Source organism: Calidifontibacter terrae (assembly GCF_054778835.1).
Map to the genome: position 1 here is coordinate 501,756 of NZ_BAAGZF010000007.1, position 23,912 is coordinate 525,667.

Consider the following 23,912-nt stretch of genomic DNA (forward strand, 5'->3'; position numbering starts at 1 on the left):
CGTGATCGAAAGCTCCCCGACGGCTCGAACGCGTGAGTAACCTGCGATGAGCCATTTCGCCGAAGTCGTCGAGAGTCGGGTGGAAAATCGTGACCGCCGAGTCCGAGCCCCAGGTGCTGCCGGTCTCACCGGTCGATCTGGTTGATCTGATCGCCAAGGCGCCGTCGGCGTTGCGGTTCGCGGCAGAGGTGCCGCGAGCGGCGGTCGGCTTGCAGATGATGATGGCGGCGGCACCCCTGCTGCCGGTCGCCCCGAAGGGCGACGGCCACCCCGTGTTGGTTCTGCCGGGCCTTGGCGCGGGCGACATCACGACCCTTCCGCTGCGCCGCTTCCTGCGCTGTCGCGGTTATCACCCGTACGGCTGGCATCTCGGCCGCAATGTCGGCCCGACCGCGGCCGTCCTGGCCGAACTGCCCGCCGCGGTGGAACGGATCACTGCCCGCCGCGGGGCGAAGGTGTCGCTGATCGGGTGGAGCCTCGGGGGGATTTTCGCGCGGGAACTCGCCCACCGATTCCCCGACCACGTTCGACAGGTCATCACCCTTGCTTCGCCCTATCGACTGCAGCGAGTCAAACAATCACGGGTCGAGCCCTTCTACGATCGTTTCAGCCATTTGCACATGGCCGCTGACGAGCAATCGGTGAGCATCACCGGGCGCAGCCGGTTGCCGCTGTCGGTGCCGTCCACTTCGTTCTACTCTCGTGAAGACGGCTTCGTCGCGTGGCAGCACTGCGTCGAGCCGACCACCGCCCTCGCGGAGAACATCCGGACGCTCTCGAGTCACCTCTCCATCGGGTTCGACCCGCAGGTGTTCTACGCGATCGCCGACCGCCTGGCCCAGCCCGAGGGGCAGTGGCAGCCGTTCACAGCGCCGGCGGTGTTGCGGCCCTTCTTCCCCTCCGCCGACGACCCCCATGGAGTCTCAGATGTCGCCTGACAGTTCGTTACCGCAGCTGGCCGAGCCCTGGGGAGCCGCTTATCGGGTGGTCGACCTCGGGGGAGAGGTGGCCTATCTCGACTTCGGCGCCGCGGCCGACGGCAACGGCGATGGAACCCCCTACCTGTTCGTTCATGGCCTCGGCGGGTGCGCGCTCAACTGGGCGTTGATCGGGCAGCAGTTGCGCACCGGACGTCGCGCCTACGCAGTGGACCTCGCCGGCCACGGGCTGACCCGGGCGATCGAGCGCTCGTCGGCGGTGCGGGCGAACGTCGACCTCGTACGCCGTTTCATCCAGGAGGTCGTCGGCGAACCGGTGGTGTTGGTCGGCAACTCGATGGGCGGTTTGATCAGCGCGATGGTCGCCGATCAGCATCCCGACCTGGTGCGCGCCATGGTCCTGCTGGACCCGGCGATGCCGGTGCCCCGCCGTCATCCCGGGCGACAGATCAGCGCTTTTCGCACCCTGCTGACCCCCGCCGTACGAGGTGGGGTGGCGCGGGCGCGCAAGCGGCCGATCTCGGCGCAGGCCGAGGTTGAGACGGTGCTGCAGATCTGCTTCGCCGACTGGACCCGGCACAACCAGCCGTTGACCGACGCGCATGTCGACCTTGCCCAGCTACGGCGCGCCTTCCCTGAGGCCGTCAGGTCGCTCGCGGTCGCGGCACGCACGATGGTCCGGGAGTTGTTGGTGCATGAACGGGTGATGGCGCGCTACCGACGAATCACCGCGCCGGTGCTGCTGATCAATGGTGCCCAAGACCGGCTGGTCCCGGTCGAGGCGGCCCGGTGGGCCGCGCTCGGCAACCCGGGCTGGACCTATCTGGAGTGGGCTGACACCGGACATGTGCCGATGCTGGAACACCCCGAGCGAACCGTTGCCGCTATCCGTGACTGGCTGAACGCCGCCGAGGTCGCGGCGTGAAGCAGATTTCATCGCTCGACGCAGCATTCCTCGGTCTGGACAACGCCCGGATGACCGGGAACATCAGCAGCCTGATGATCCTGGACCCCTCCGGTTTCGACGGCGCCTTCGATCTGGGTCATATCCGGTCGTTCATCGACGAGCGGATCCCGCGGGTCCCGATGTTCCGGCAGCGACTGGCGACGGTGCCGTTCGGCGTCGACCGGCCCTACTGGGTCGATGATGATCGCTTCGATCTGACCTACCACGTCCGGGAAAGCGCGCTGCCGGGTCCGGGCACCCACGAGCAGTTGCTGGAGTTGGTCGCGCGGCTGCATGAGCGACCGCTGGATATGCACCGGCCGCTATGGGAGACCTATCTGATCAGTGGTTTGAAAGGTGGACGTGTCGCGGTCTTCACCAAGTCCCATCACGTGATGATCGACGGCGTCGCCGGGATGGAAGTGATGTCGGCGCTCATCGATCCGCAGCGCGAATACACCCATCCAGACCGCTTGCCCTACCGGCCGCAGCGTCCGCCGTCGAGCGCCCACTTGCTCGCCCGGTCAACGATCGGTCTGGTTCAGCGTCCGGCCGATGCCTGGTCGTTGGTCAGCGGTCTCGCCGCGTGGAACCCGCTGGGTGGCGTGATCAAGGTACGAAATCCGTTGCGCGGCAAGAGTGCCAGCGGTCTTGCCGAGGTCGGTGAGGGGTTGCCCCTGCGCACCCCGGTGACCTCCTTCAATGCGGCAATCACTCGCCGGCGACGGGTTGGCATCGCGGACCTGTCGTTGACCGATATCCGAACGGTGAAGAACGCCTTCGAGTGTTCGGTGAACGACGTGGTGATGGCCGTGATGGCTGGCGCGATGCGCCGCTGGCTGCTGGAGGACGGCGGAGTCACCAACCAGCCGTTGGTGGCGATGGTGCCGGTTGCGGTGAAGGCCCGCCGCAGCGGTGGCGGCAATTCGGTGACGGCGATGCTCACCACGCTGCCGACGCACCTGGAGGTGCCAGCCAAGCGACTGCGCCGGTCGAAGAGCTTCACCTCCGGCGCGAAGAAGTCGGGCGGCGCGCTTTCACCGAAGGTGCTGATGTCGGCTCTGGAGTTCGCTCCGCCGGTGATCCTGGGAACGGCCGCTCGGGCGGTCTTCGAAACCGGGATCTTCCGCGCCGTACGCCCGTTCAACCTGGTCATCTCCAACGTTCCTGGCGGCAGCAGCACCGTCTATCTGGCCGGCGCCGAGGTGGAGTCGATGTACCCGGTGTCGGTGGTGACCGACGGCCTGGGGCTCAACATCACCCTGCTCGGCTATCGCGACGAACTACATCTCGGAATCACCAGTTGCCCCGACCTGGTGGCCAACCCGCAACAGATCTGCGATTGGGCCGTGGCGGAACTTCAGTTGTTGCTCGACGCCGCGGCCGAGCAGAGCTGACCCGAAGTTCAGACCCGCGCCCGCAACCACGGCCTCGGGAGTGCCAGGTGCCGCTGCCGTTCGGTGTCCTCGGTGAGGTCGTGCAGACGAGCGGCCATCAGTTCTGGATAGCCGATGAGCCCGGTGGCCCGGCCCGTACGGTCGACCACGACCGCGAGGTCCGCGTCGTTCACCGCCATCTCGTTCGCGACATGGCGCAAGGTGGCACGTTCCAAGACGTGGGGTGCGGTCGCGGGGGCGCCCGCCAGATCGACGGCTCGCGCGACGTCGCCGGCCAGGAAGGTCTCCAACGGATCGGTGACGTAGTCGCGGGTGAGATGGAGTCCACGGCGGGCGATCTTCTCGGTCAGAACCGACCGGGGGAGCGTCAGTGCGGAGATCAGATAGGCGGTCACCGACACCACGATCAGCGGCAGCAGCGCGACCCAGGCGTGGGTGAGTTCGAGGGTGAAAATCACCCCGGTCAGCGGCGAGCGCATGACGCCGCCGACCACGGCCGCGAGCCCGAGCATCGCCCAGAACCCGGGGAACACGTGGGGGAGCGCCATCCCTTCGAGCGCACCGAGCGCCCCGCCGATCATGAAGATCGGTGCGAGCACCCCGCCCGATGTCCCGGACCCGAGCGACAGGCTCCAGATCGCGGTCTTGACCACCAGCAGGCTGATGATGAGACCGAGCGTCGCGCGACCGGTGAGGAGCTCGTCGATGACGTCGTAGCCGACTCCGAGCGCGCGGGGCTGGATCAGACCGCCGATGCCGATGATCGCGCCGCCGACCGCGGGCCACCACATCCAGTGGAACGGCAGTCGGGCGAAGGCGTCCTCGGCCGCGTAAACCAGCCGCGTGGCGACGTAAGCGAGGGCGGCGCCGGTGATGCCGACCAGCACGGCCAGCACCGTCGTGGTCGGCGCGATGCTGCTGACCAGAGTGTGTACAGGGAAGATTGGCGTTCCGCCGAGCAGCGGCACCCGCATCAGGTCGGCGACGACCACTGCAGTCGCGACCGGAGCGAAGCTGCGAACCCGCCACTCGAAGAGCAGCAGTTCGACGGCCAATAACACGGCCGCGAGCGGGGTGTTGAAGGTGGCCGCCATGCCGGCCGCGGCGCCGGACACCAACAGGGTCTTGCGCTCGTCGGCGGTGAGGTGCAGATGCTGGGCAAGGATCGAACCGACCGCGCCACCGGTCATGATGATGGGGCCTTCGGCGCCGAACGGGCCACCTGTTCCGATGCTGATCGCAGCCGACACCGGCTTGAGAATTGCCACCTTCGGCTGCACCCTGCTGCCGCCGACCAGGATCGCCTCGATCGCCTCGGGCATGCCGTGACCGCGGATCTTCTCCGATCCATAACGGGCCATCACCCCGACGATCAACCCACCGATGACGGGTGCGCAGAGGATGAGCCACCACGGGTGGTGCATGGCGCCCGGCGCCCGCATCTCGGTGGCGAACTGTCCGTAGAACACCAGGTTCGTGACCAGTGCGATCAACCGCAGGAGCACCCATGCCGCGCCGGCCGCGAGTGCGCCGACGGGCACCGAGAGTCCAACGAGCAGTAGCACGCGCGGGGTAACACTGAAGTCGCCCAACGCCTTCGGTCCGGTGGGGCGCTGACGGTTCATTGCGCGGCCTCGCCGGTGAGTTCGGTGTGCAGGGCGGGCGCCAGCAGTTCGGCGCTGCGCAGAATCTGCTCGGCGGAGTCGCCCAGGGCGTCCAGCGCGCGCTCGAAGATCGCGGCCCGGTGACTCAACACCGCTCGTACGCATTCCTGGCCGTGGTCGGTCAGTTCCAACACCACGACCCGGCGGCTGGCCGACGAACGCTCCCGCTGGAGGTGGCCGGTCTCGACGAGTCGATCGGCCATCCGGGAGATCGCCGAGGCGCTGATCGCGAGTTCGTGGCCGAGATCGGCGCAGGAAACGCCCGGGTTTCCGGCAACGGTGAGCAGCAGCCGCATCTGCGGAAGGCTCACGGCTCCCTGCGCCTCGGCGGTCTGGGTGGCCAGGTTGACGCAGGTGCGGGTCAGCTGTTGTAGGGCGGCAACCCGAGGGTCACTCTCGCTCCAGAAATCATGCATTACGCAAGGATTGCATTAATCAAGTATCAGTTCCGACGCGTCCACGTCTCGGACTGTTCTGCCCATTTCCAGCCCGGCCAACCGCGAGTACGGTGAAAGAAGCCCCAACGGAAAGGAGATCGGTGACATGCCTGCCACTCTTCACATCCACCGTGAGTTCGCCTCACCCGAGCGTGTCGTCTGCCTCGGCGACACAGTGATCGGCACCCTCGCTGACGACGATTCGGTGTTCGAAATTCCGGTCGGCAAACACTTCGTGATCCTGCAGTTGGGGCGGTTTCGAAGCACCCCGCACCTGATCAGAGCGTTCGACGGCGCGGAGATCCACCTCCACGTGGAGGAAGACCCCGAGGCTAAGGTGCCGCTCCTGCAAGGCGGATTCGTACGCCTGCGCGAGACGCCCGCCTGAGCGTTCGCGACGCTCTACTGGCTTGCTATACCGGTTGGCTCTACCGGCTGGGGATGCGCTGCAGGCGTCCACGCAGTGCGGCCTGCCGCTCGGCGTTGCCGGGCAGGCCGACGTAGCGCTCCCGGAAGGACGCGAGCAGGTCGTCATCCAGTCGGCGCGCGGCGCCAGGCGGATAGCGGTAGCCCATCGAGCGCATGATCGCCTCGGTGTCGACGCCGTTCAGGGTCTCGCTGAGGTCCTCGATCGAGGTGATCCCGAGTTCGGTGAGCAGCTGCGCCGACAGTGCGTAGTGCTCGGTGCGGGAGAAGCCGGAGCCCGTGTAACGGCCCGCGAGGAAGGTTGCGAGGTCCCGCGCGCTGATGGAGGCCTCGCCACTCATCACCTCGACGCGCTCGCCCAGTCCGGACTGCAGCCGGTCCCGAATGGTCGAGAACTCCCGGTCGGTGAGCTCGATGAGTCCGGCGGCCAGGGTGAAGCGACGGTCGAGGTCCGCGGCGTGTTCGGCTGGAACATCGCCCTTATAGCGCGCGTCGTGTTCGAACTCCGCCCAGGCGTGTTGCAGGACCGTACGAAGTTGCACCGAGGCGCAGTGCAGCGGTTCGTACGATGTTGCGTCCTTGCTGTTCGACACCAGCAGGTGCCGGCTGGCGTAGCCGAACCGGCCCTCGCCGGCGGCCTCCAAACCGAGGTCGCGGTCCTCGAGAACGGTGAACTGTTCGGTCAGCAGGGCGGCCACCGCTTGGATGTCGCTCTGCACGTAGGTGATGACCCGCACACCCACCTGGTCGGTGACGTCTCGCAGCGGATCGGTGAACTCATCCGGGCGTCGGGCGACCTTGCCGGCGAAAGATGACGGTGTCTTCGCGCGGCCGGTGATCGACAAGTAGTTGATGCCGGCGTCGTCGATGATCGAGGTGATCAGGGTCAGGAAGCGCGCCGTGGCGCCCTCGATGTCGGGGTACTGCGCGGCGTACGCCTTCACGGCCTGTTGCTGGGCGCGATTGGTCATGGCTTGATCCAACCAGGTGGCCGCGCTCATTCCGGGAAGTGCACTGCTTGGACCATGTTCTGCAGGACTTTGAGCGCCACTGACTGCTCGTTCTCGGTCAGGTCGGCCAGCATCCTGAGCTCGACGGACCAAGCCAGCTACACAGAAAATCTGACAGACCCATGACCGGGTGCGTTCCATCGTCGAAGACTGGGCGATGCTCAGTGCCCCCGGCATGATTCGAACATGCGACACCCGCTTTAGGAGAGCGGTGCTCTATCCCCTGAGCTACGAGGGCGGGGCGAAGTCGAGTGTAAACGGCAAGCGGCGGCCGGGTTGCCGCGGTTGTCCGCCAAACCGCTGAAGACACGCCACCGAAGTGGCGGACAACCGCGCTCCGGTCAGAGGTCCGCGACTGTGTCGACCAGGTCCGGCTTGACCCCCGGGTGGACGTCCTTGGCGGCTTGCTCCGCTGCGTAACGTCCCTCCGGTGTCAGCGGCTCGAGCTTGTCGGGCGACAGGTCGCCGGTGCGCAGGTCGATCTGTTCACCCAGATATCGCATGGTCACCGCAATGGTCGCCGCAGCCGGAACCGCGAAGAACGCCCCGACGATGCCGTAGAGGTTGCCACCGAGCGCGATGCCGAGCAGGACGATTGCTGGGTGCAGTTCCATCGACCGGCTCTGCAGGAACGGCTGGAGGATGTGGCCTTCCAACTGCTGCACGGCGATCACGATGATCAAGACGATCACCGCGGTCGTCAGGCCCTTGGTGACCAGCGCGACGAGCACAGCCAACGCGCCCGCAATGGTGGCACCGACGATCGGGATGAATCCACCGAAGAAGGTGATGACCGCCAACGGTGCGGCCAGGGGCACCCGCAGGGCGACTAGCCCGATGCCGATGCAGAGCGAGTCAACAGCGCTCACCAGCGCCTGGGTGCGGATAAAACCGGAAAGCGTCTGCCAGATCCGGCCGAGCAGCTCGGTGAAGTGCGAGCCCGCGCCGCGACCGACGATCGAGCGCAACCAGGGCAGGAAGCGGGGACCGTCCTTGATCATGAAGAACGTCAGGATCAGCGAGACGACGAAGGTCAGCAGAATCTCGCTGGCCACCGAAACGCCGGAGAACACCCCCGAGGCGATCTTGTCGCCGGACGCCTGCATCTTCTCGGTGATGGCCGCGACCGCGTTGTCGATCTGGCTCGGTTTGATGTTCAGCGGCGGACCCTGCAGCCAGGTCTGCACCTTGGCGACACCATCGATGGACTTCTTGGTCAGTTCGGGCCACTGCGAGCTGACGGTCGGAGCCATGATCGTGATGACCCCGCCAACGAAGGCGATCGTTCCCAGCATCGTGGTGGCCGCGGCGAGAGCCGGCGGGAAACCGTGGTTGCGAAGCCAGCGAGTCGGCGGCCACAACACAGTCGAGACCACCAGCGCGATGAAGATCGGCAGCAGCGCTGACCAGAACTGGCCCAGCAGCCGCAGCAACAGCGTCAGCGAAACGAGGATCAGGATCGTACGAAGGGCCCAGCCGGCGCTCCATCGCAGGCCACGGCCGATGACCATGGCGCGGTCAACACCTTCGTTGGGAGTGCGTGCGACAGCGACGCCAGCGCTGCTGGCAACAAACCTGGGGGGCCGTTTGGTCTTGGGCGCCGTCATGTCGTCTTCGTCGTCGCGCGGCGGACGGGTGGGCTCCTGGCGGCGCCCCCGTAGCTGTTTCAGTTTCTCGAGCATGCGGAGTTCTCCCGTTCGCAACTGACCCTCCCCGGCGCCCGACTGGTGGCAGAACGCGCTGTTCCCAGGGGACGCCAGGTAACCTACCGTCTCGATGAGTGAACCCGAGCCCAACCCGACATCCCGTCCGAGCCAAAACAAGAAGGTGGCCGCCGGCGCGGGCCTTCTTGCGCTGCTGATCGGGTCGACGGCAGGCGTTTCAGCCCTCGTCAAGAGCAGCGACACGACGGCGAGCTGCCCCAACCCCCCGAAGGTTCAGGTTGCGGTCGCCGCCGAGATGTATCCGGTCGTGTTCCGCCAGGTGCAAAACCTCGAACAGAACCCCGCAGTCTGCGCGGACTACATCGTCAGCTCCCGCTCCGGGCAGAGCGTCAACGACCTGGTCAAGACCGGGGGATCCGAACTGCCGGACGTCTGGATCCCCGATTCCTCGATCTGGGTCAACGACGCCACAGCGAAGCTCGGAACGGGCTGGGTCAACAACAGTGGCTCGGTCGCCAGCAGCCCGATTGTGATCGGGGTTCCTCAGTCGCAGACCGCTCGTGCTGGGTTCAGCCGGACCCCTACCTGGGCGCAGTTCCTCTCGGCAGCCGACTTGCCGGTGTCGGTGCAGGACGTCTCGTCCTCGGCCAGCGCGCTCGAAGCGATGGGTGTTGCGAACCGCTCGACCACCGCCCACGACGCCCGCACCACGTTGCTGCAGGCGATCATCCGACTCAGCCGCGCGAGCGTGTCGACGCAGACCATCGCGCAGAAGGCGACGGAGGGTGCCTCGTCGGCGCGTGCCTACCCGTTGTCCGAACAGCAGCTGATGGCCTTCAACAAAGACAACCCTGACAAGCAGTTGCAGGTGTTGGTGCCGACCGAGGGTGTGCCCGAGCTCGACTACCCGTTCGTGCAACCGGTGAAGGGCACCCCCGCCCCCGCGGGAGCGGTGAGCGCCCTGTTTGCCGCGTTGAAGTCGCCCGAGGCCAAGACCGATCTGACCACCGCCGGCTTCCGGGTTCCCGGCGGCGGAGCCCCAGCTGGCTCGCCGGTCGCCGCTGACGTCAAGAAGGTCACGCCGTTGACCCCGGCCGATGAGGTCTCGACGCTGAAGTCGTGGGATGACCTTGCCGAAGATGCCCGCATGTTGGTGCTGGTCGACGTGTCCGGGTCGATGTCGACCTTGGTGCAGCCGGGTCAGACCCGCGCCCAACTGCTGATCAGCACAGCCAAGCTGGCGCTGAACGCGTTGCCGGGCACCACCCAGATCGGCGCGTGGGCCTTCAGTAGCAACCTCAATGGCAAGGGCGTCGACTACCTCAAGCTGGCGCCGACGGTGGCCGAGATCGGCAATACCGTCGCGGGCAACGCGCATAAGGCCGACCTGATCAAGCAGCTCGACAAGATGCCGGGCTTGGTCGCCCGCAACGGCGACACTGGTCTCTACGACACGATTTGGGCCGCGTATCAGGCGCAGACCGCTTCCTACCGCCCCGGTTTCATCAACTCGGTGGTGGTGCTGACTGACGGGAAGAATGACGACCCCGACGGCGGCCTCAACCTTCAACAGTTGTTGACCAACCTCGGCAAGGTCTACAACCCTAAGAAACCGGTCAAGGTGGTGCTGATCGCGATGGGTGCCGACACCGACCCGGGCGCTCTACGCCAGATCGCCACCGCGACCGATGGCCTGTCGTACGTCACCAAGAGCCCATCGGAGATCGCCACTGTGTTCATCGACGCCTTCCTGCACCGCAGCTGACGTGGCCGACACCGAATCTGTCTCCGCCGCCGTTCGATCCTGGCGCCAGGAACTCGTCGAGCTGGGCGGACCCAACACGCTCCTGTGGGCCTCCGACGACGGTCCCGGTCTTGATCTGACGTCCGCCCACCCGGGCGGAACGGCTCGCCTCTTCTCAACCCGCTCGGCGCGATTGTCCGAACTGGTGCGGGAGTCGTACGCGTTCGCAGAGGCCTCCCGCCGGCTGCGGCGGGTGCAGGCGGTCGCCGAGGAACTGGCCGAGGAACGCGGTCTGGCCACGGCCCACCTGACGGTTGGCGTTGCCCGCTGGGACGCGACCGACCAGCAAGGGCGCCCGGCTTATGCTCCGGTGTTGTTGCGCCGCGTCGGTCTCGGTCCGATCACTGGCAGCCCAGACGACATGTTGATCACGCTCGGCGAGGATGTGTTGGTCAACCCGGTCCTGCTGACCTATCTGCGACTGGAGGGCGCTGGCGACCTAGACGTCCAGAGCCTCACCGCCCTGGCGCAGGCCGGTTCGTGGTCCGAGCCGCGCCAGGTGTTCGAGGAGATCGCTCGGGCGAGCGCGGGCCTGCCCGGATTCCGGATCGAACGGCGTCGTGAGCTGGGCAATGTGAACCTGGCCAAGTCCGCCATGGTCGCCGACCTGATGGGCGACATCGGCGGGCTGACGGCCCACCCCATGATCGGTGCGATCGCCGGCGATCGCGAAGCGGCCGATCTGGTTGCCGCGGTTCCACCGCCGTACGACGCCGCAGCCGTGGTGCGCCACGACGGGGTTCTGCCCGCAGACGCGGCCCAGGATGAGGTCGTCCACGCGGTGCTTGCTGGTGCGCAGCTCACCGTCGATGCACCTCCCGGAACCGGCAAGACCCAAACGATTGCGAACCTCGTCGCTGCGTTGGCAGCCCAGGGGCGCCCGGCGCTCCTGGTCGCGCAGAAGCAGGCCGCGATCGGCGCGGTGCAGCACCGCCTCGACGCGGTCGGCCTGGGGGACCTGGTCATCCACCTGCGTGACGGCGAGCCCTCCCACGAGCTCGCTGATCTGTTCAACCGGCGAATCCAGGAGGCCCTTGCCACCGAGGGCGCCGCCGGAACCGCCCGGCCGGCTGTCGACCACCTCACCACCCGGCTGGAGGACCATCACGCGGGCCTGCATGCACCACACGCCCCGTGGGGTGTGTCGGTCCGTGAAGCTCTCGACCGGATCACCGAGCTGGGCCGGTTGCGTCCGGCGCCGCGCTCCCACGTGCGTCTGGGGTCCGATGACCTGCTTGCGCTGTCCGCGAACCAACGGGCCCAAGCCGGTGGCCGCCTGGTTGAGGTCGCCCGCCGTGGTGCCTGGCCGACGAGCGGAGAGAACGATCCCTGGTTCGGCGCCGACATCGTCGGGCCGACACAGGCCGCGCGCGCTCTTGATCTGGTCACCGAACTTGCCGATCGACGCCTGGCCGAGCACCGCAGCTTGATCGACGGACTCTTCGATCAGGTCGGGCTGCCCGCCCCGGAGACCATGCGAGACGAGGAGCGCAGCCTCGATCTGATGCAACACATCGCGGCCACCCTCGAGGTGTTCCGCCCCGAGGTCTTCGAGGCACCGCTGTCTGACCTCGCGGCCGCCACAGGCAACCGTGAATACCGTCGCGAGAGCACGACGGAACTAGGAATGATGGACCGGCGGCGCCTGTCCAATCAGGCGCAGAGCCTGTTGCGACCGGGCCCTCGGCCCGAGCTGCATGGCGTTCTCGTTCGAGCCAAGAAGCAGCGCGATCAATGGCGTGAGATCGCCGGCAAGGGCTCCCGGCCCGCGATCGGCAACAACCTCAGCCGAGCGGTCGCAGCCCACGAACGGCTGCGCGAAGACCTGGAGTGGTTGAGTGCGCGGTTGGAGTCGACCCGCGATCACGCTGACCTGCTCGACCTGCCGTTCGAGGCGGTCGCTGCCCGGCTCAGCCGCCTCGCCCGATCGCGTGACCGGCTGGAGATCATCCCGGAGATCGCCGGCTCGCTGGATGCCCTGCAGGCGCAGGGCCTCGGCCCGCTGGTCGATGACCTTGCCCACCGGCAGGTGCCAGCCGATCATGTCGCAAATGAGTTCGAATTCGTCTGGTGGACTTCGCTGTTGGCCCATCTGGATCGCGGCGCCGATGAGCCGGTCGGACTCGACATCCGGCGCATCATCGATGAGGCAGCCGACGTTGACGACGCCGACCGCGAAGCGTTGGCCCGCGCCGTACGCGAGGGGGTCGACGCCCGCTTGCGGGCGGTCGTACGCGGCCTTCCGGATCAGGTGCGGGACGTGCGGCAGGGGCTGGCCTTCGGCGCGAGCCTGAGCGAGCTGCTGCCGGTCGCCCCCGAACTACTGATGGCGCTCGCTCCCTGCTGGGCGGTGAGCCCCTACCTGGTGCCGAGCGTGATTCCGCGCGGTGGCTGGTTCGACGTGACGATGATCGACGAGGCGTCCCAGCTGAGCACCGCCGCTGCGGTGCCCGCAATCAGTCGCGCCGCGCAACTGGTGCTCTTCGGCGACCGCCACGAACTCGCCCCGGTGCGTTTCGACCTAGCCACCGGCACCAGCAGCTCCCAGATCGACGTGTCGGGTGAGGTGCCGTCGGTGCTCGATGAGGTGCGGCCGATGGTCCCGTCATTGGGGCTGAACACCCACTACCGAGCCCATGACGCCCGGTTGTTCGCGTTCGCCGGGAGCAACATCTACGCCGACCGGCTGGGCGCGTTCCCCTCCGCGACCACCGATCGGGTCGTTCGCCTCGACGTCGCCGCCAGTGACGGGTCGGTGGCGGGTGAGATCGATCACGTCTGCGACTTGGTGGTTCGCCATGGCCTCGACAGCCCCGACGAGTCGCTGATGGTCATCACCCTCACCACCGAACATGCCGAGCGGATTCGTGCGGCCCTGAATCGGCGGGCAGTCACCGACCCGCAGCTCGCGCTCTTGCTCCACGCCCCCCGGCGCGAGCCGGTGCGGATCTTGCCGGTCGACCGCGCTCAGGGCTACACCCGCGATGCGGTGATCTTCGCCTGCGGTGTGCGGGTCGATTCGGCTGGTGCCCTTGTTGGAGCAGCAGCCGAGCGGCTCGTGCGCGGAGGCGAGCGACGGATGGCGGTGGCGACCACTCGCGCCGGTCACCGGATGACCGTCGTCTCCTCCTTCCACCCGGCCGACGTGGCGATCGCCGCGTTGCGGTCCCGAGGCGCGGAGTTGCTGCGCGACCTGCTGATCCACGCCTCCGAGGGCGGCTCGCGGCGCGATGTGGGATCGCCGGAGCCAGGCAGTCACGCCGGGCGCCGACGTCGTACGGCGTCAACCGGCAGCGTTCTGAGCAGGCCGGTTCCGGTGGTCGCCGAGGCAGCCCAGCAGCCGCCGGTGGTTGCCGATCTGGCGGACCGACTGCGCGCCGAGGGCCTGGTCGTTCATGCCGGCCCGACCGTGGCCCGACCGGTGGTCGACCTGATCGTTGAGGACCCGAACCGTCCTGGCAGCCCGGCAGTCGCGATCGACGTCGACAGTTCCGCGGTCGCATGTGTGCCCAGCGTCTATGACCGCGATGTGGTGCGGCCACGGCAGATTCGAGAGCGCGGACTGCACTACGAGCGGGTCTGCGCCCGCGATGTTTTCCGTGATCCGGCTCGCGAGGTTGCTCGACTCACCGGCGTCATCGAGAAGGCGGCCGCAGTCGCTGCCACCGAACGTGACTGAGCAACCTCCCCGTCGGCACCGCCGGGTGGTCCGACCGGCGACCGGGGGAGAGCCCGGTCCCGAGCCGCGCCCGCTGGATGAGGACGACGAGCCCGTGGTGCGTCCGCCGGCGCAGGAGCGGGCGGCGGATCAGTGGTGGCAGGACCAGCGGCCGCCGCACTGGGAATGACGGATCGAGTAGCCGCTCAGAAGTAACTGCCCACAAACGCCGAAACGGCGGGCACCCCCGAAGGGATACCCGCCGTTTCGACGTCTAACCGGGCTGGATCAGCGACCGGCGCGCAGGGCGTCGCGGATCTCGGTGAGAACACCGAGTTCCGTGGCGCCTTCCTCGACCGGCTTGACGGTGCGAGCCTTGAAGGCCTCGTACGGCTTGACGACGGCGAAGTAGACGACGGCGGCGACGATGATGAAGCCGACGAGCGCGGTGAGGAAGGTCCCGACGTGAACGCCGCCGGGCATGTAGGAGGAGAAGTCCGGCGTGCCGCCGGCCTTGCCGATCAGGTCCATGATGATGGTGACGAACGCATCGACGACCTTTGCGAAGACGGTCGCGATAACGACCGCGACGGCCAGCTCAATCACGTTGCCCTGCAACAGGAATTTCTTGAAGCCATCCACGGCTTTGTCCCTTTCTCGAGACGATTAGATGCTCTGGAGCGACCGTCACAGTAGCGGACTTGTCGCAAGGGAACAGGCGTGAACCTCCGACGTGACCCGAATCGTTGTGCTAAGCCGAGCCGTGCAGTGCGGCGACCACCGCTGTGCCCGAGGCGGCGGCCGTGGTCAACAAGGCCGCGAGTTGCGCGGACTGTGAGCGTGGCACCGACACCATGACCGAAGCCGGTGAGGCTGCATCGGGTGTGGCAACGGTGACGGACATCACATGCGCACCGGTCACCGAGTGGGAACTCGGGCCCGCACCGAAAAGATCGACGGTGTCACCCGGTTGCAAATAACTGAGCAGCGATCCGTCGGTCAGCGGCACAACGAACGCGACCCGGTCGGCCCCGAGCGCGGTCGTGAGTCGCCCGTCGACTCGACGGACGGTGACTGGCTCGCCAGCAGCGATGGTGGAGGTGACCCGGCGACCTAGCAATGCGCTGGAATCGGCGGTGGTGGGCATCTTCAGTGACGCGGGCCAGGTGACGGTCTGCAGGTCGGCGGCGGTGATCCGATGGCCGGCGGCCAGCTCCCGATCGGCCACGATCACCCTGCGCTGCGCGGCGGGGGCCGGGCGTAGCGTTGCCCACAGCGACCAGAGGGCGACGAGCGCCAGGGCGGCAGCGGACCAGTGGCGCAGCCGGCGACGTTTCCACCGTGCTTCCCGGCCAGCGCCGCGCAGGCCCGCCGCACCGATCATGGCAACTCGAAAGGCAACTCGATGCCGTCGAGAGCGTGACGGCAGGAGCAGTCGGCGGCGGCCTCGCCGGTCGGCAGCGCGACGATCGTCTCGCGAACCAGCGATTTCAGGTCTTCGATTCGGGTGGCGAACATCTGCAGCACCTCCTCGTGGGTGACACCGGCGTCGCCCTCAACTCCGGCGTCGGCGTCGGTGACGAGGCAGAGATTGGTGTAGCAAAGAGCAAGTTCGCGAGCGATCCCCGCTTCGGGGGAAGCGGTCATGCCGACCACGCTCCACCCGGCAGCCTGATGCCACTGCGATTCGGCGCGCGTGGAGAACCGTGGGCCGTTGATCACGACCAGCGTTCCGCCGTCGATCGTCGCCATGTCGGAGGGCGCGGCGAGCGCCGCGGCGCGACCGGTGGGGCAGTAGGGGTCGGCGAAACCGACATGGACGACCGGGCCGGGTTCGTCGTAGACGGTGTGGGCGCGGCCCCAGGTGCGGTCGACGAGTTGGTCGGGGATCACCAGCGTTCCGGGCCCTTGGTCGGCGCGCAGAGAACCCACCGCACAGGGCGCGAGCACCTGTCGGACGCCGACCGAACGCAGCGCCCACAGGTTGGCGCGGTAGTTCACCCGATGTGGAGGGAAGCGGTGGCCTTGGCCGTGGCGGGCAAGGAAGGCGACGTTGCGACCGGCCACTGATCCGATGACAACGTCGTCGGTCGGTTCACCAAAAGGGGTCTGCGGGCGCACGCGCACCGCATTGTCGAGGAAGGAGTAGAAACCGGAACCGCCGATGACACCGATCTCGGCGCGGGGAGCTTCGTTCATGCGGCAGACAGTACGCGCGGCCACCGACGGGGCGACGGCCAACTGGCGGCGCCCGGTGGACAACCCGCCCGGCGGGCAGGGCTGTGGAAAGAGGCGGTTCAGGCCTTCTTGTCGCTGCTGGAGGAAGAACTCGAGGAGCCGGAGGAACCGGATGACCCAGCAGAACCGGTGGAGCCGCTTGAACTGGACGAACTGGACGAATCGGCGGATGAGCTCTTCGACGATGAGTCAGTCGAGGGTGAGCTGGACGTTTCGGACTTCGCACCGGCAGCGGGAGCGGCCGGGCTCGTGGCGGTGGATCCGTTGCGGCTGTCGGTGCGATAGAAGCCCGAGCCCTTGAAGACCACGCCCACCGAGTTGAAGACCTTGCGCAGGCTGCCGTTGCACTCCGGGCAGGTCGACAGCGATTCATCCGTGAAGGACTGCACGATTTCGAACTGGTGGTGGCAGTTTCGGCAGGCATAGGCGTACGTGGGCACGAACACAGAGTGTACGGCGCCCGCTCAGCGGCTGCCGCGCAGCCACCCCGCCATCCGGCCGTCGTCACTGACCGAGCGAATCCGGCGGATGGTGACGCCGCGTACGGCGCTGGGGGTGACGACCAGCAACTGGTCGCCGCGATGCAGCACACTGCGCGGAGTCGGAACGAACGAACTCTCCTGCCGCTTGACCAGCGTGATGTTCGCCCCCTTCGGCAAGCGCAGTTCGTGGACCTCGACGCCATGCAGCCGGGATTCATCGCCAATCCGCACCTGGATCATCTCGGCGTTCAGCTCGTCCAGGGGGGTCGCTTCGAGCTCAATATCCACCACATGCGACTCGTCGACCACCCCGAGTTTGCGGGCAACCCAGGGCAGTGTCGGCGCCTGAATCACGGTGAACACGACCACTAACACGAACACCAAGTCGAAGATCCACTCGGTGTTCTTGTCGCCGACAGTCGCCGGAACGGTGGCGAGCACGACCGGGACGGCTCCGCGCAGGCCGGCCCACGACAAGAACAGCCGCTCCCGCACGGTGATCCCGAAACCGTTCATCGACCCGAACACCGACAGCGGCCGCGCGATGAGCAGCAGCACCAGCCCGATGACGAGCGCCGGCCAGAGCTGAGTCGACAGCCGCGATGGCGCCGCCAGCAGGCCGAGCAGCACGAACAGGCCGATCTGGGCCAGCCAACCCATCGATTGGGCGAACCCGCGCACAGCTTGTCGGTGGGGCAGATGCATGTTGCCCAACACGAGGGCCGCAAGGTAGACGGCGATGAAGCCGCTGGCGTGGACGAAATCGGACAGCGAGTAGGCCAAGACGCAGACGGTCAGCACGCCGATGGAGAACAAACCGGAAGAACTGGTCGCCGTACGCCGCATGACACGGCCGAACAAGAAGCCCAGCGCCAGCCCGATCGCGGCGCCGCCAGCCAGTTCGATGACCGCCATCAGCGCCACGTGACCCCAACTGGGGGCGTCTGCCCCGGGGGTTCCGGCGATCGCCAGCGCGCTGACGAGCAGCACGACCGGGGCGTCATTGAACCCGGACTCGGCTTCCAAGGCGCCGGTGAGGCGATGCGGCAGCGGGACCCGCCGCAACACCGAGAAGACCGCCGCGGCGTCGGTGGAGGAGAGGATCGCGCCGAGCAACAACGAGGTGTTCCAGTTCAGGTGGAGCAGGAAGTGGGCGAAAACCCCGACCACCGCGACCGAGATGACCACGCCCAGCGTCGAGAGCATCAGCGCGGGCCCGACACTGCGCCGGATGCTGCCCCAGTCGGTGGTCAGACCACCTTCGGCGAGGATCAGCACCAACGCGCTATAGCCGAGAACTTCGGTCATTAACGGGTCGGAGAAGTGCAGTCCGAGGCCGGATTCGCCCAGAACCAGTCCGATCCCGAGGTAGATCAACAAGGTTGGCAGGCCGGAGCGGTCGGCCAGTCGAACGGCGAGCACCGCGATGATCAAGACGGAACTGCCCACCAGCAGCGACAGCGTCAGGTCATGCAGGTCGAAGCCGGTGGTGCCAGCAACGTCGCCGGACATCGAGGGAATCCCGGACATCCAGGGCAGGAGCGTCACGAAGGTGCTCCTTCCGGGAACCGGCGGTGGGGGTCTGGGCCAATTCTGTCAGGCGAGCGGCCGCACCGCGGAGGCGGTTAGGACCGCGTCGACCCTGCGGTCATGCGGTTCGCGCGGCACCCGTACGACGATTTCCTGCTCGAACACCATGGCAAGGACGGGCGCTTCGGGGCGGGCGCGCGGGAGCGTACGGTCGTAGCTTCCGCCGCCTTGACCAAGGCGGTAGCCGTCGAGGTCGACGGCTAGGGCCGGCACCACGATGACGTCGGCCGTCGCGATCGCGGTCTTGCCGAGGTCCACCTCGGAGCCGAACTCGCGCCAGGACAGATCGCGGTCGGCCAGGGTCAGCGGCACTAACACCCGCCAACCCGCCTGCGCCAACGACGGCAACAGCCCCGTGGTCGGCGGCTCGGTGGCCCAGGACTCGTACGCGGTGATTGTTCCCGGCGTTCGCTGCGCCAACCAGCCCAGGAGGGTGGCTGCGTAGCGGTCGGCGAGCCCGGCCGTGTCGCCGCTGTCGCGGCGGGCCCGGCGCTGCTCGCGGATGACCCTGCGCGCCTCGGCCTTGGTTGCCGGCAACTCGAATGTCATTCAGCCATTCTGCTCGGTAGCGCTTACGAGGCGACCCACAGGAGAAGCACCGACTAGCGCAAGGTCCTGCATTAGCCTGCTCGTCATGGACACATCGCGTCAGGGAAAAGTTCTCAAAGCCGTTATTCCGGCCGCGGGGTTGGGCACTCGATTCCTTCCGGCGAGCAAGGCGATCCCGAAGGAGATGCTGCCGGTCGTCGACAAGCCGGCCATCCAATATGTCGTGGAGGAAGCCGCGCGCGCCGGGATTGACGACGTGTTGATGATTACCGGGCGCAACAAGGCGGCCCTGGAAGATCACTTCGATCGCCACTGGGAGCTTGAAGCTGCGCTGGAGCGCAAGCTCGACGAACAGAAGCTGCGCCGGGTGCGTAAATCGGCCGACCTCGGAAACGTGCACTTCGTCCGGCAGGGCGAGCCGCTGGGTTTGGGCCACGCGGTGTTGCGTGCTCGCCAACACGTCGGCGACGCGCCGTTTGCCGTGTTGCTCGGTGACGACCTGATCGACGAGCGTGAGCACCTGCTTGACCGGATGATCGAGGCACGGGGCCGCTTCGGTGGTTCGGTGATCGCCCTGATGGAGGTGCCGGCCGATCAAATCCACCTTTACGGCTGCGCCGCGGTGGAGCCGGTCGATGGGGAGGGCGACATCGTGCGCGTCACCTCCCTGGTGGAGAAGCCCGCGGCGGAAGACGCGCCATCGAATCTCGCCGTCATCGGTCGTTACGTCTTGGACCCGTCGATCTTCGAGGTGCTCGCCCGCACCAAGCCCGGCCGTGGTGGGGAGATCCAGCTCACCGACGCGCTGCTCGAGCAAGCGACCTCGGGTGCGCCCGGCGGCGGCGTTCACGGAGTGATCTTCCGCGGCAACCGCTACGACACCGGTGACCGGCTAGACTACCTCAAGGCCGTCGTCCGTCTTGCGGTGCGTCACCGCGACATCGGCGAAGACTTCCGCTCCTGGCTCGGCGAGTGGGTGGACAGCGAAGAAGCCGCTGGCGCAACACCCAAGACGGTGTTGAAGCACTAAGGATGATCGATGTCGCCGACTACCAGAACCTGCTGACCGACGCCGTACGCCCGCTGGCGGGAACGGTGTCGCCGGTCACCGAGGTCGAGGGCCTGGTGGTCGCCGAATCGGTGATCGCCACCGTTTCGCTGCCCGGCTTCGACAACTCCGCCATGGATGGCTACGCGGTCCGCGCAGCCGATGTTGCCGTGGCAGGAACCACGTTGCCCGTCGGGGGCGTGATCCCGGCCGGTAACACCCGGCGCTCGCGGCTGCAGCCCGGAACCACCTGGAAGATCATGACCGGCGCGCCGATACCCGAGGGAGCCGATGCGGTTATTCAGGTGGAACTCACCCGGCTCGAGGGCGACTCGGTCGTCTTCGAGCGCCCCGCGACACTTGGCGGCGCGATCCGTCGACGTGGCGAGGACGTCGAACCGGGCGATGTCGTTCTGCCGACGGGCACTGCGCTGACCGCGAGCCGGATCCCGGTTCTGCTGTCGGCGGGTGTGACGCAAGTGACCGTGCATCCCCGACCCCGCGTCGGGATCATCAGCACCGGCGACGAACTCCGCACCGCGACAACGATCTTGGAGCACGGCCAGATCGTTGACTCCAACGGACCGATGCTCGCGGCGCTCGCCCGACAGGCCGGGTTCGAGGTCACCGAGGTCGCCCGCTGTGGTGATTCCGGCGTCGCGGTGCAGGCGACCGTCAGCAGCATGCTCGGTCGCGTCGATGCGATCGTGACCAGCGGTGGGGTCAGCGCGGGGGAGTTCGAGCCGCTCAAGGATGCGTTCGCCGGCGGTTCAGCGGTGGCGTTTCGGTCCGTACGGATGCAGCCGGGCAAGCCCCAGGGGTTCGGCTTCGTCGCCGACGGAGTCCCGTTGTTCGCGCTGCCCGGCAACCCGGTCTCCTCGCTTGTTTCCTTCGTGATGTTCGTCGCCCCCGCGTTGCGGGTGATGGCGGGCCGATCGGCGCAGATCGGCTGGCGGCGTACGCCCGTCGTGCAGGGCTGGCGCACCCCCGACGGTCGCGCTCAGGTGGCGCGGGTGCGATTCACTCCCAACGGGGTCATCCCGGCCGGTGGACCCGGGTCCCATTTGATGGGCGGCCTGGCGGCGGCCGACGCGCTGGCGTTCGTGCCGGCCGGTATGTCCGCGGTCGAGCCCGGTGACCTGCTCGATGTGGTCGATCTAGGAGGGGGCTTCTGATGGCTGACCTGACCCATGTACGCGGCGACGGCACAGCTCACATGGTTGATGTGAGCGCCAAGGAGATCACCGCCCGTGAGGCGTCAGCGGGCGGTGACGTTCTGCTCTCGGCGGCCGCGATCGCCGCGCTGCGCGACGACACCGTTCCCAAGGGCGATGCGCTCGCTGTCGCCCGGATCGCCGGCCTGCAAGCCGCCAAGCGCACTCCTGAACTCATCCCGCTGGCCCACCCCGTCGCGGTTCACGCGGTTGTGGTCGATCTGGTTGTCCTCGACGACCGAGTGGCGATCAGCGCCACGGTCCGCACCGCCGACCGCACCGGGATCGAGATGGAGGCCCTGACCTGCGTCGCGGTCGCCGCTCTGGCTCTCATCGACATGGTCAAGGCGGTCGACAAGCATGCCCGCATCACCGACGTACGCGTGACGGCGAAGTCTGGTGGCCGCTCGGGGGATTGGCGCGAAGATGCCTGACGCGGTCGTGATCACCTGTTCGACGCGGGCTGCCGCGGGGTCGTACGAAGATCGCTCCGGCCCGATCCTGGTCGAAGCGCTGCGCGGATGGGGTTTCGCCGTGGGGGACGCCGTCGTTGTTCCCGACGGGCTGGAGGTTGGGCGGGCCCTGCAAGCGGCGCTCGCCCTCGCGCCCGCGGTGGTGCTGACCACGGGTGGAACTGGCCTGGCGCCCAGTGACATGACCCCGGAGCAGACCGCGCCGCTGCTGGACCGGCAAGTGCCGGGAATCGCCGAGGCGATTCGAGCGGCCGGGGTGGCCAGGGGCGTCCCCGCAGCCATGCTGTCGCGCGGCGTGGCCGGGCTGGCTGGCGACACCTTGGTGATCAACTTGCCCGGCTCGACCGGCGGCGCCCGGGATGCGGTGGCCGTTCTTGAACCGGTTCTCGCCCATGCGCTGGATCAGGTGCGTGGTGGTGACCACCCCCGATGAGCGATCGGCATTGGCCCGTCGCTGTGGCCGGCGAGTTCGATGGCCACCGAATTCTGTTGCGACCGCTACGGGTTCGCGCCGATCGCAATGAGTTCCTGCGGCTGAGGTCGCAGAACGCCCGCTGGAATGCCCCGTGGGACTCGACCCCGCCGACTCGGATCGGTGGCACTGTCTCCTATCCGCAGTTGGTGCGGGCCTATGACGGGGAAGCCAAGGCCGGCCGGATGCTGCCGTTCGTGGTCGAGGTCGATGGCGTGCTGTCTGGACAGATGCACCTCGCCAGCATCGAGCGCGGCGCCTTGTTGAGCGCCACTGCTGGCTACTGGATCACCGAATCCCTTGCGGGACAGGGGATCACGCCTTTCGCCCTGGCGCTCGCGATGGACCACGCGTTCGGCGCTGAGGGTCTTCATCGCGTCGAGGTGAACATCCGTCCGGACAATCCGAGAAGTCTGCGAGTGGTTGAGAAACTCGGCATGCGATCGGAGGGTTTGCGCCAGGCCTATTTACACATCGACGGAGCCTGGCGCGACCACCTCAGCTTCGCGCTCACCGTCGAAGATCTGGCCGGCGAACGGGTCGTGGACCGGCTGGGGCGCCTTGGCGCACAGTGACTTTGCCGACACACCACACATGTCCACGGAAGTTGGCGGTTTGTTAACTACTTTCGTGGCGTGCCTACCACGAGCCTCTTGATTCTTCTCGTCGTCGCGATCTGGGCTGCCTTTCTGTTGCAGCATTGGATCCGTCGCCGGGAGGTCGTCACGACCGCTCGTTCGGTGGACCGCTTTTCCGAGGCCATGCGAGTTTTGGCCAAGCGAGACCCGTTGCCCGAAGGCATCGCCCCGATGGTCCGTGATCTGCGTGATCGTGGCGACCGTCGTCAGGTGCCCGAGGTCAGCGTGAAGACGCCCCGCACCTCCCTGCGTGCGGGCCAAAGGACAGTGGGTGACGAGATGGTGGCTCCGGAACGTACGAAGAACGCGACCCCGGGCTGGCGTGAGCGGGTCAACGGTCTTGCCGGTTCCGGCAAGGGCGCTGCAACCGCAGTGAAGTCGTTGAACGGCAGGCAGATTCGTGGCATTGCGCTGCTGTCCGCCCTGGCCTTGACGGTGTTTACCGCGCTGCTGGCGCCCTTCGGTCTGTCGCCGTGGTGGTTGCCGATCCTCGGTCTGGTTGCGACCGGCGGCATCGTCGCCTGGCTGCGTCAGTCGGCGATGAAGGAACGCGCCGCTCGGTCGACCTCCCGGTCGGTGCAGGCCACCCCGCGCTCGGCCACCCGCAGCAGCCAGCCCGCGACCCGCGGCGCTGCGCCCCAGCGCGCCAAGGTGCAGAGCAAGACGCACGCTCCGGCCCGTCGCCCGGCGCCGGCAACCGCGTCGGTCGAGACCTCGGCCGCCCCGGTCGTCGAGCAGGCCCCCGTCAGCAGCCCGGCACCGTTTGGCTTCGAGGCCCCGGCAGCCACCGCTGAACAGCCGGTCGAGCAGCCGGTCGAGCAGGTCTTGGCGCAGCAGCCCGCCGCGCAGGCTGAACCGTTCGACGCGGCCGGCTCCTGGGCACCGATTGCGGTTCCGCCGCCCACCTACACGCTCAAGCAGCGCGCGCCGCAGACCAACGTTGAGCCGGCCGGCACCGTTGCCGACCAGCTGCAGCAGATCGATGAGCTCCCGTTCGATGGTTTGGCCCTCGACGAGGACCTCGAAGAATTGCCCTCGGTCTACCGCGCCGGCTGACGAGGCCAGCCGACGGCGTCGAACAACAAACCGCCCCCGACCTGATGGTCGGGGGCGGTTCTGTCTGGTGGAGCTAAGGGGATTCGAACCCCTGACCTTCTCATTGCGAACGAGACGCGCTACCAACTGCGCCATAGCCCCAGAAGCGACGACCAAGATAACACCGGCGGCCCCGCTGCACACAATCGGCCCCACGGAGCGGCCGGCC

23 protein-coding genes and 2 tRNA genes are annotated in these 23,912 nt (G+C 67.4%); 13 read left to right on the forward strand and 12 right to left on the reverse strand.

The genetic code is table 11. The features are described 5' to 3' along the window. Positions 1 to 89 precede the first annotated feature (89 nt). The 3 genes from ACYU98_RS13970 to ACYU98_RS13980 are packed head-to-tail and all read left to right on the forward strand — an operon-like array spanning position 90 to position 3,281. Positions 90 to 938, forward strand: a complete 849-nt coding sequence (locus tag ACYU98_RS13970) for a lipase family alpha/beta hydrolase (RefSeq protein ID WP_460468822.1) — start codon at positions 90 to 92, stop codon at positions 936 to 938. Then, positions 928 to 1,863 carry an alpha/beta fold hydrolase gene (locus tag ACYU98_RS13975; protein WP_460468823.1) on the forward strand — a complete coding sequence of 312 codons (936 nt, stop codon included), beginning with the start codon at positions 928 to 930 and terminating at the stop codon, positions 1,861 to 1,863. Before ACYU98_RS13970 ends, ACYU98_RS13975 begins: the two co-directional genes overlap by 11 nt. Next, on the forward strand, positions 1,860 to 3,281 hold the full coding sequence (locus ACYU98_RS13980; RefSeq protein ID WP_460468824.1) for a WS/DGAT/MGAT family O-acyltransferase: 1,422 nt from the start codon (positions 1,860 to 1,862) through the stop codon (positions 3,279 to 3,281). Before ACYU98_RS13975 ends, ACYU98_RS13980 begins: the two co-directional genes overlap by 4 nt. 8 nt (positions 3,282 to 3,289) lie before the next feature. Here the strand turns inward: ACYU98_RS13980 and ACYU98_RS13985 are convergent, their stop codons facing one another. Both ACYU98_RS13985 and ACYU98_RS13990 read right to left on the reverse strand, forming a co-directional pair. Continuing rightward, complete coding sequence (locus ACYU98_RS13985; protein WP_460468825.1) at positions 3,290 to 4,906, reverse strand: chloride channel protein; 1,617 nt, start codon at positions 4,904 to 4,906, stop codon at positions 3,290 to 3,292. Then, a complete protein-coding gene (locus ACYU98_RS13990) occupies positions 4,903 to 5,361 on the reverse strand; it encodes a MarR family winged helix-turn-helix transcriptional regulator (RefSeq protein ID WP_460468826.1) in 459 nt (152 codons plus the stop codon). Before ACYU98_RS13990 ends, ACYU98_RS13985 begins: the two co-directional genes overlap by 4 nt. Positions 5,362 to 5,488: 127 nt before the next feature. Between ACYU98_RS13990 and ACYU98_RS13995 the strand changes: the two genes are divergently transcribed. Next, the gene (locus ACYU98_RS13995; RefSeq protein WP_460468827.1) at positions 5,489 to 5,770 is read left to right on the forward strand and encodes a hypothetical protein; all 282 of its coding nucleotides are present in this window, start codon (positions 5,489 to 5,491) and stop codon (positions 5,768 to 5,770) included. A gap of 40 nt (positions 5,771 to 5,810) precedes the next feature. Here ACYU98_RS13995 and ACYU98_RS14000 read toward each other — a convergent pair whose 3' ends face one another. From ACYU98_RS14000 to ACYU98_RS14010, 3 genes are all read right to left on the reverse strand, one after another. Continuing rightward, a complete protein-coding gene (locus tag ACYU98_RS14000; protein ID WP_460468828.1) occupies positions 5,811 to 6,779 on the reverse strand; it encodes a GTP pyrophosphokinase in 969 nt (322 codons plus the stop codon). Between the two features lie 204 nt (positions 6,780 to 6,983). Then, positions 6,984 to 7,056 (reverse strand) — tRNA-Arg (locus ACYU98_RS14005). Between the two features lie 103 nt (positions 7,057 to 7,159). Next, entirely contained in the window at positions 7,160 to 8,500 is a 1,341-nt protein-coding gene (locus tag ACYU98_RS14010; RefSeq protein WP_460468829.1) for an AI-2E family transporter, read from the reverse strand. Positions 8,501 to 8,594: 94 nt separating this feature from the next. Here ACYU98_RS14010 and ACYU98_RS14015 point away from each other — a divergent pair, with 94 nt between their 5' ends. The 3 genes from ACYU98_RS14015 to ACYU98_RS14025 are packed head-to-tail and all read left to right on the forward strand — an operon-like array spanning position 8,595 to position 14,134. Continuing rightward, positions 8,595 to 10,247 (forward strand): substrate-binding domain-containing protein, encoded by a 1,653-nt coding sequence (locus tag ACYU98_RS14015; protein ID WP_460468830.1) that lies wholly within the window; start codon positions 8,595 to 8,597, stop codon positions 10,245 to 10,247. 1 nt (position 10,248) lies between these two features. Next, positions 10,249 to 13,965, forward strand: coding sequence for a DUF4011 domain-containing protein (locus tag ACYU98_RS14020; protein WP_460468831.1), 3,717 nt, complete (start codon positions 10,249 to 10,251; stop codon positions 13,963 to 13,965). After that, positions 13,958 to 14,134 carry a hypothetical protein gene (locus tag ACYU98_RS14025; RefSeq protein WP_460468832.1) on the forward strand — a complete coding sequence of 59 codons (177 nt, stop codon included), beginning with the start codon at positions 13,958 to 13,960 and terminating at the stop codon, positions 14,132 to 14,134. The genes ACYU98_RS14020 and ACYU98_RS14025 overlap by 8 nt, the downstream gene beginning before the upstream one ends. 98 nt (positions 14,135 to 14,232) lie before the next feature. Here ACYU98_RS14025 and ACYU98_RS14030 read toward each other — a convergent pair whose 3' ends face one another. The 6 genes from ACYU98_RS14030 to ACYU98_RS14055 all read right to left on the reverse strand — a co-directional run bounded on the left by ACYU98_RS14030 (position 14,233) and on the right by ACYU98_RS14055 (position 18,803). Continuing rightward, positions 14,233 to 14,586, reverse strand: coding sequence for an MscL family protein (locus tag ACYU98_RS14030; protein ID WP_460468833.1), 354 nt, complete (start codon positions 14,584 to 14,586; stop codon positions 14,233 to 14,235). A gap of 109 nt (positions 14,587 to 14,695) precedes the next feature. Beyond that, positions 14,696 to 15,328 (reverse strand): SAF domain-containing protein, encoded by a 633-nt coding sequence (locus ACYU98_RS14035; protein WP_460468834.1) that lies wholly within the window; start codon positions 15,326 to 15,328, stop codon positions 14,696 to 14,698. Further along, a complete protein-coding gene (locus ACYU98_RS14040; RefSeq protein ID WP_460468835.1) occupies positions 15,325 to 16,143 on the reverse strand; it encodes an S-methyl-5'-thioadenosine phosphorylase in 819 nt (272 codons plus the stop codon). The genes ACYU98_RS14035 and ACYU98_RS14040 overlap by 4 nt, the downstream gene beginning before the upstream one ends. Before the next feature lie 98 nt (positions 16,144 to 16,241). Next, entirely contained in the window at positions 16,242 to 16,622 is a 381-nt protein-coding gene (locus ACYU98_RS14045; RefSeq protein ID WP_460468836.1) for an FmdB family zinc ribbon protein, read from the reverse strand. Positions 16,623 to 16,646: 24 nt separating this feature from the next. Continuing rightward, the gene (locus ACYU98_RS14050) at positions 16,647 to 18,212 is read right to left on the reverse strand and encodes a potassium/proton antiporter (protein WP_460468837.1); all 1,566 of its coding nucleotides are present in this window, start codon (positions 18,210 to 18,212) and stop codon (positions 16,647 to 16,649) included. Positions 18,213 to 18,260: 48 nt separating this feature from the next. Beyond that, the gene (locus ACYU98_RS14055) at positions 18,261 to 18,803 is read right to left on the reverse strand and encodes a 5-formyltetrahydrofolate cyclo-ligase (protein WP_460468838.1); all 543 of its coding nucleotides are present in this window, start codon (positions 18,801 to 18,803) and stop codon (positions 18,261 to 18,263) included. Positions 18,804 to 18,888: 85 nt separating this feature from the next. Between ACYU98_RS14055 and galU the strand changes: the two genes are divergently transcribed. From galU to ACYU98_RS14085, 6 genes are read left to right on the forward strand one after another with little or no spacing between them, the layout of a single operon-like run. Then, positions 18,889 to 19,833, forward strand: coding sequence for a UTP--glucose-1-phosphate uridylyltransferase GalU (gene galU, locus ACYU98_RS14060; protein WP_460468839.1), 945 nt, complete (start codon positions 18,889 to 18,891; stop codon positions 19,831 to 19,833). Between the two features lie 2 nt (positions 19,834 to 19,835). Beyond that, complete coding sequence (locus ACYU98_RS14065; RefSeq protein ID WP_460468840.1) at positions 19,836 to 21,026, forward strand: molybdopterin molybdotransferase MoeA; 1,191 nt, start codon at positions 19,836 to 19,838, stop codon at positions 21,024 to 21,026. Beyond that, complete coding sequence (gene moaC, locus ACYU98_RS14070) at positions 21,026 to 21,499, forward strand: cyclic pyranopterin monophosphate synthase MoaC (RefSeq protein ID WP_460468841.1); 474 nt, start codon at positions 21,026 to 21,028, stop codon at positions 21,497 to 21,499. The genes ACYU98_RS14065 and moaC overlap by 1 nt, the downstream gene beginning before the upstream one ends. Continuing rightward, positions 21,492 to 21,971: a MogA/MoaB family molybdenum cofactor biosynthesis protein gene (locus ACYU98_RS14075; RefSeq protein ID WP_460468842.1), complete on the forward strand. Its 480-nt coding sequence runs from the start codon at positions 21,492 to 21,494 to the stop codon at positions 21,969 to 21,971. The genes moaC and ACYU98_RS14075 overlap by 8 nt, the downstream gene beginning before the upstream one ends. Beyond that, entirely contained in the window at positions 21,968 to 22,585 is a 618-nt protein-coding gene (locus tag ACYU98_RS14080; protein WP_460468843.1) for a GNAT family N-acetyltransferase, read from the forward strand. Before ACYU98_RS14075 ends, ACYU98_RS14080 begins: the two co-directional genes overlap by 4 nt. A gap of 60 nt (positions 22,586 to 22,645) precedes the next feature. After that, positions 22,646 to 23,704: a hypothetical protein gene (locus tag ACYU98_RS14085; protein ID WP_460468844.1), complete on the forward strand. Its 1,059-nt coding sequence runs from the start codon at positions 22,646 to 22,648 to the stop codon at positions 23,702 to 23,704. A gap of 65 nt (positions 23,705 to 23,769) precedes the next feature. Here ACYU98_RS14085 and ACYU98_RS14090 read toward each other — a convergent pair. Further along, positions 23,770 to 23,845, reverse strand: a tRNA-Ala gene (locus tag ACYU98_RS14090). Positions 23,846 to 23,912: the final 67 nt, after the last annotated feature.

What these genes read in the sequence shown, in the direction of transcription:
- ACYU98_RS14075 (WP_460468842.1), top strand. Translation starts at nt 21,492, where the DNA reads ATGCCTGACGCGGTCGTGATCACCTGTTCGACGCGGGCTGCCGCGGGG.
- ACYU98_RS13990 (WP_460468826.1), bottom strand. Translation starts at nt 5,361, where the DNA reads ATGCATGATTTCTGGAGCGAGAGTGACCCTCGGGTTGCCGCCCTACAA.
- ACYU98_RS13975 (WP_460468823.1), top strand. Translation starts at nt 928, where the DNA reads ATGTCGCCTGACAGTTCGTTACCGCAGCTGGCCGAGCCCTGGGGAGCC.
- ACYU98_RS14040 (WP_460468835.1), bottom strand. Translation starts at nt 16,143, where the DNA reads ATGAACGAAGCTCCCCGCGCCGAGATCGGTGTCATCGGCGGTTCCGGT.
- ACYU98_RS14080 (WP_460468843.1), top strand. Translation starts at nt 21,968, where the DNA reads ATGAGCGATCGGCATTGGCCCGTCGCTGTGGCCGGCGAGTTCGATGGC.
- galU (WP_460468839.1), top strand. Translation starts at nt 18,889, where the DNA reads ATGGACACATCGCGTCAGGGAAAAGTTCTCAAAGCCGTTATTCCGGCC.
- ACYU98_RS14015 (WP_460468830.1), top strand. Translation starts at nt 8,595, where the DNA reads ATGAGTGAACCCGAGCCCAACCCGACATCCCGTCCGAGCCAAAACAAG.
- ACYU98_RS14055 (WP_460468838.1), bottom strand. Translation starts at nt 18,803, where the DNA reads ATGACATTCGAGTTGCCGGCAACCAAGGCCGAGGCGCGCAGGGTCATC.
- ACYU98_RS14065 (WP_460468840.1), top strand. Translation starts at nt 19,836, where the DNA reads ATGATCGATGTCGCCGACTACCAGAACCTGCTGACCGACGCCGTACGC.
- ACYU98_RS14035 (WP_460468834.1), bottom strand. Translation starts at nt 15,328, where the DNA reads ATGATCGGTGCGGCGGGCCTGCGCGGCGCTGGCCGGGAAGCACGGTGG.
- ACYU98_RS14000 (WP_460468828.1), bottom strand. Translation starts at nt 6,779, where the DNA reads ATGACCAATCGCGCCCAGCAACAGGCCGTGAAGGCGTACGCCGCGCAG.
- ACYU98_RS14010 (WP_460468829.1), bottom strand. Translation starts at nt 8,500, where the DNA reads ATGCTCGAGAAACTGAAACAGCTACGGGGGCGCCGCCAGGAGCCCACC.
- ACYU98_RS13985 (WP_460468825.1), bottom strand. Translation starts at nt 4,906, where the DNA reads ATGAACCGTCAGCGCCCCACCGGACCGAAGGCGTTGGGCGACTTCAGT.
- ACYU98_RS13995 (WP_460468827.1), top strand. Translation starts at nt 5,489, where the DNA reads ATGCCTGCCACTCTTCACATCCACCGTGAGTTCGCCTCACCCGAGCGT.
- moaC (WP_460468841.1), top strand. Translation starts at nt 21,026, where the DNA reads ATGGCTGACCTGACCCATGTACGCGGCGACGGCACAGCTCACATGGTT.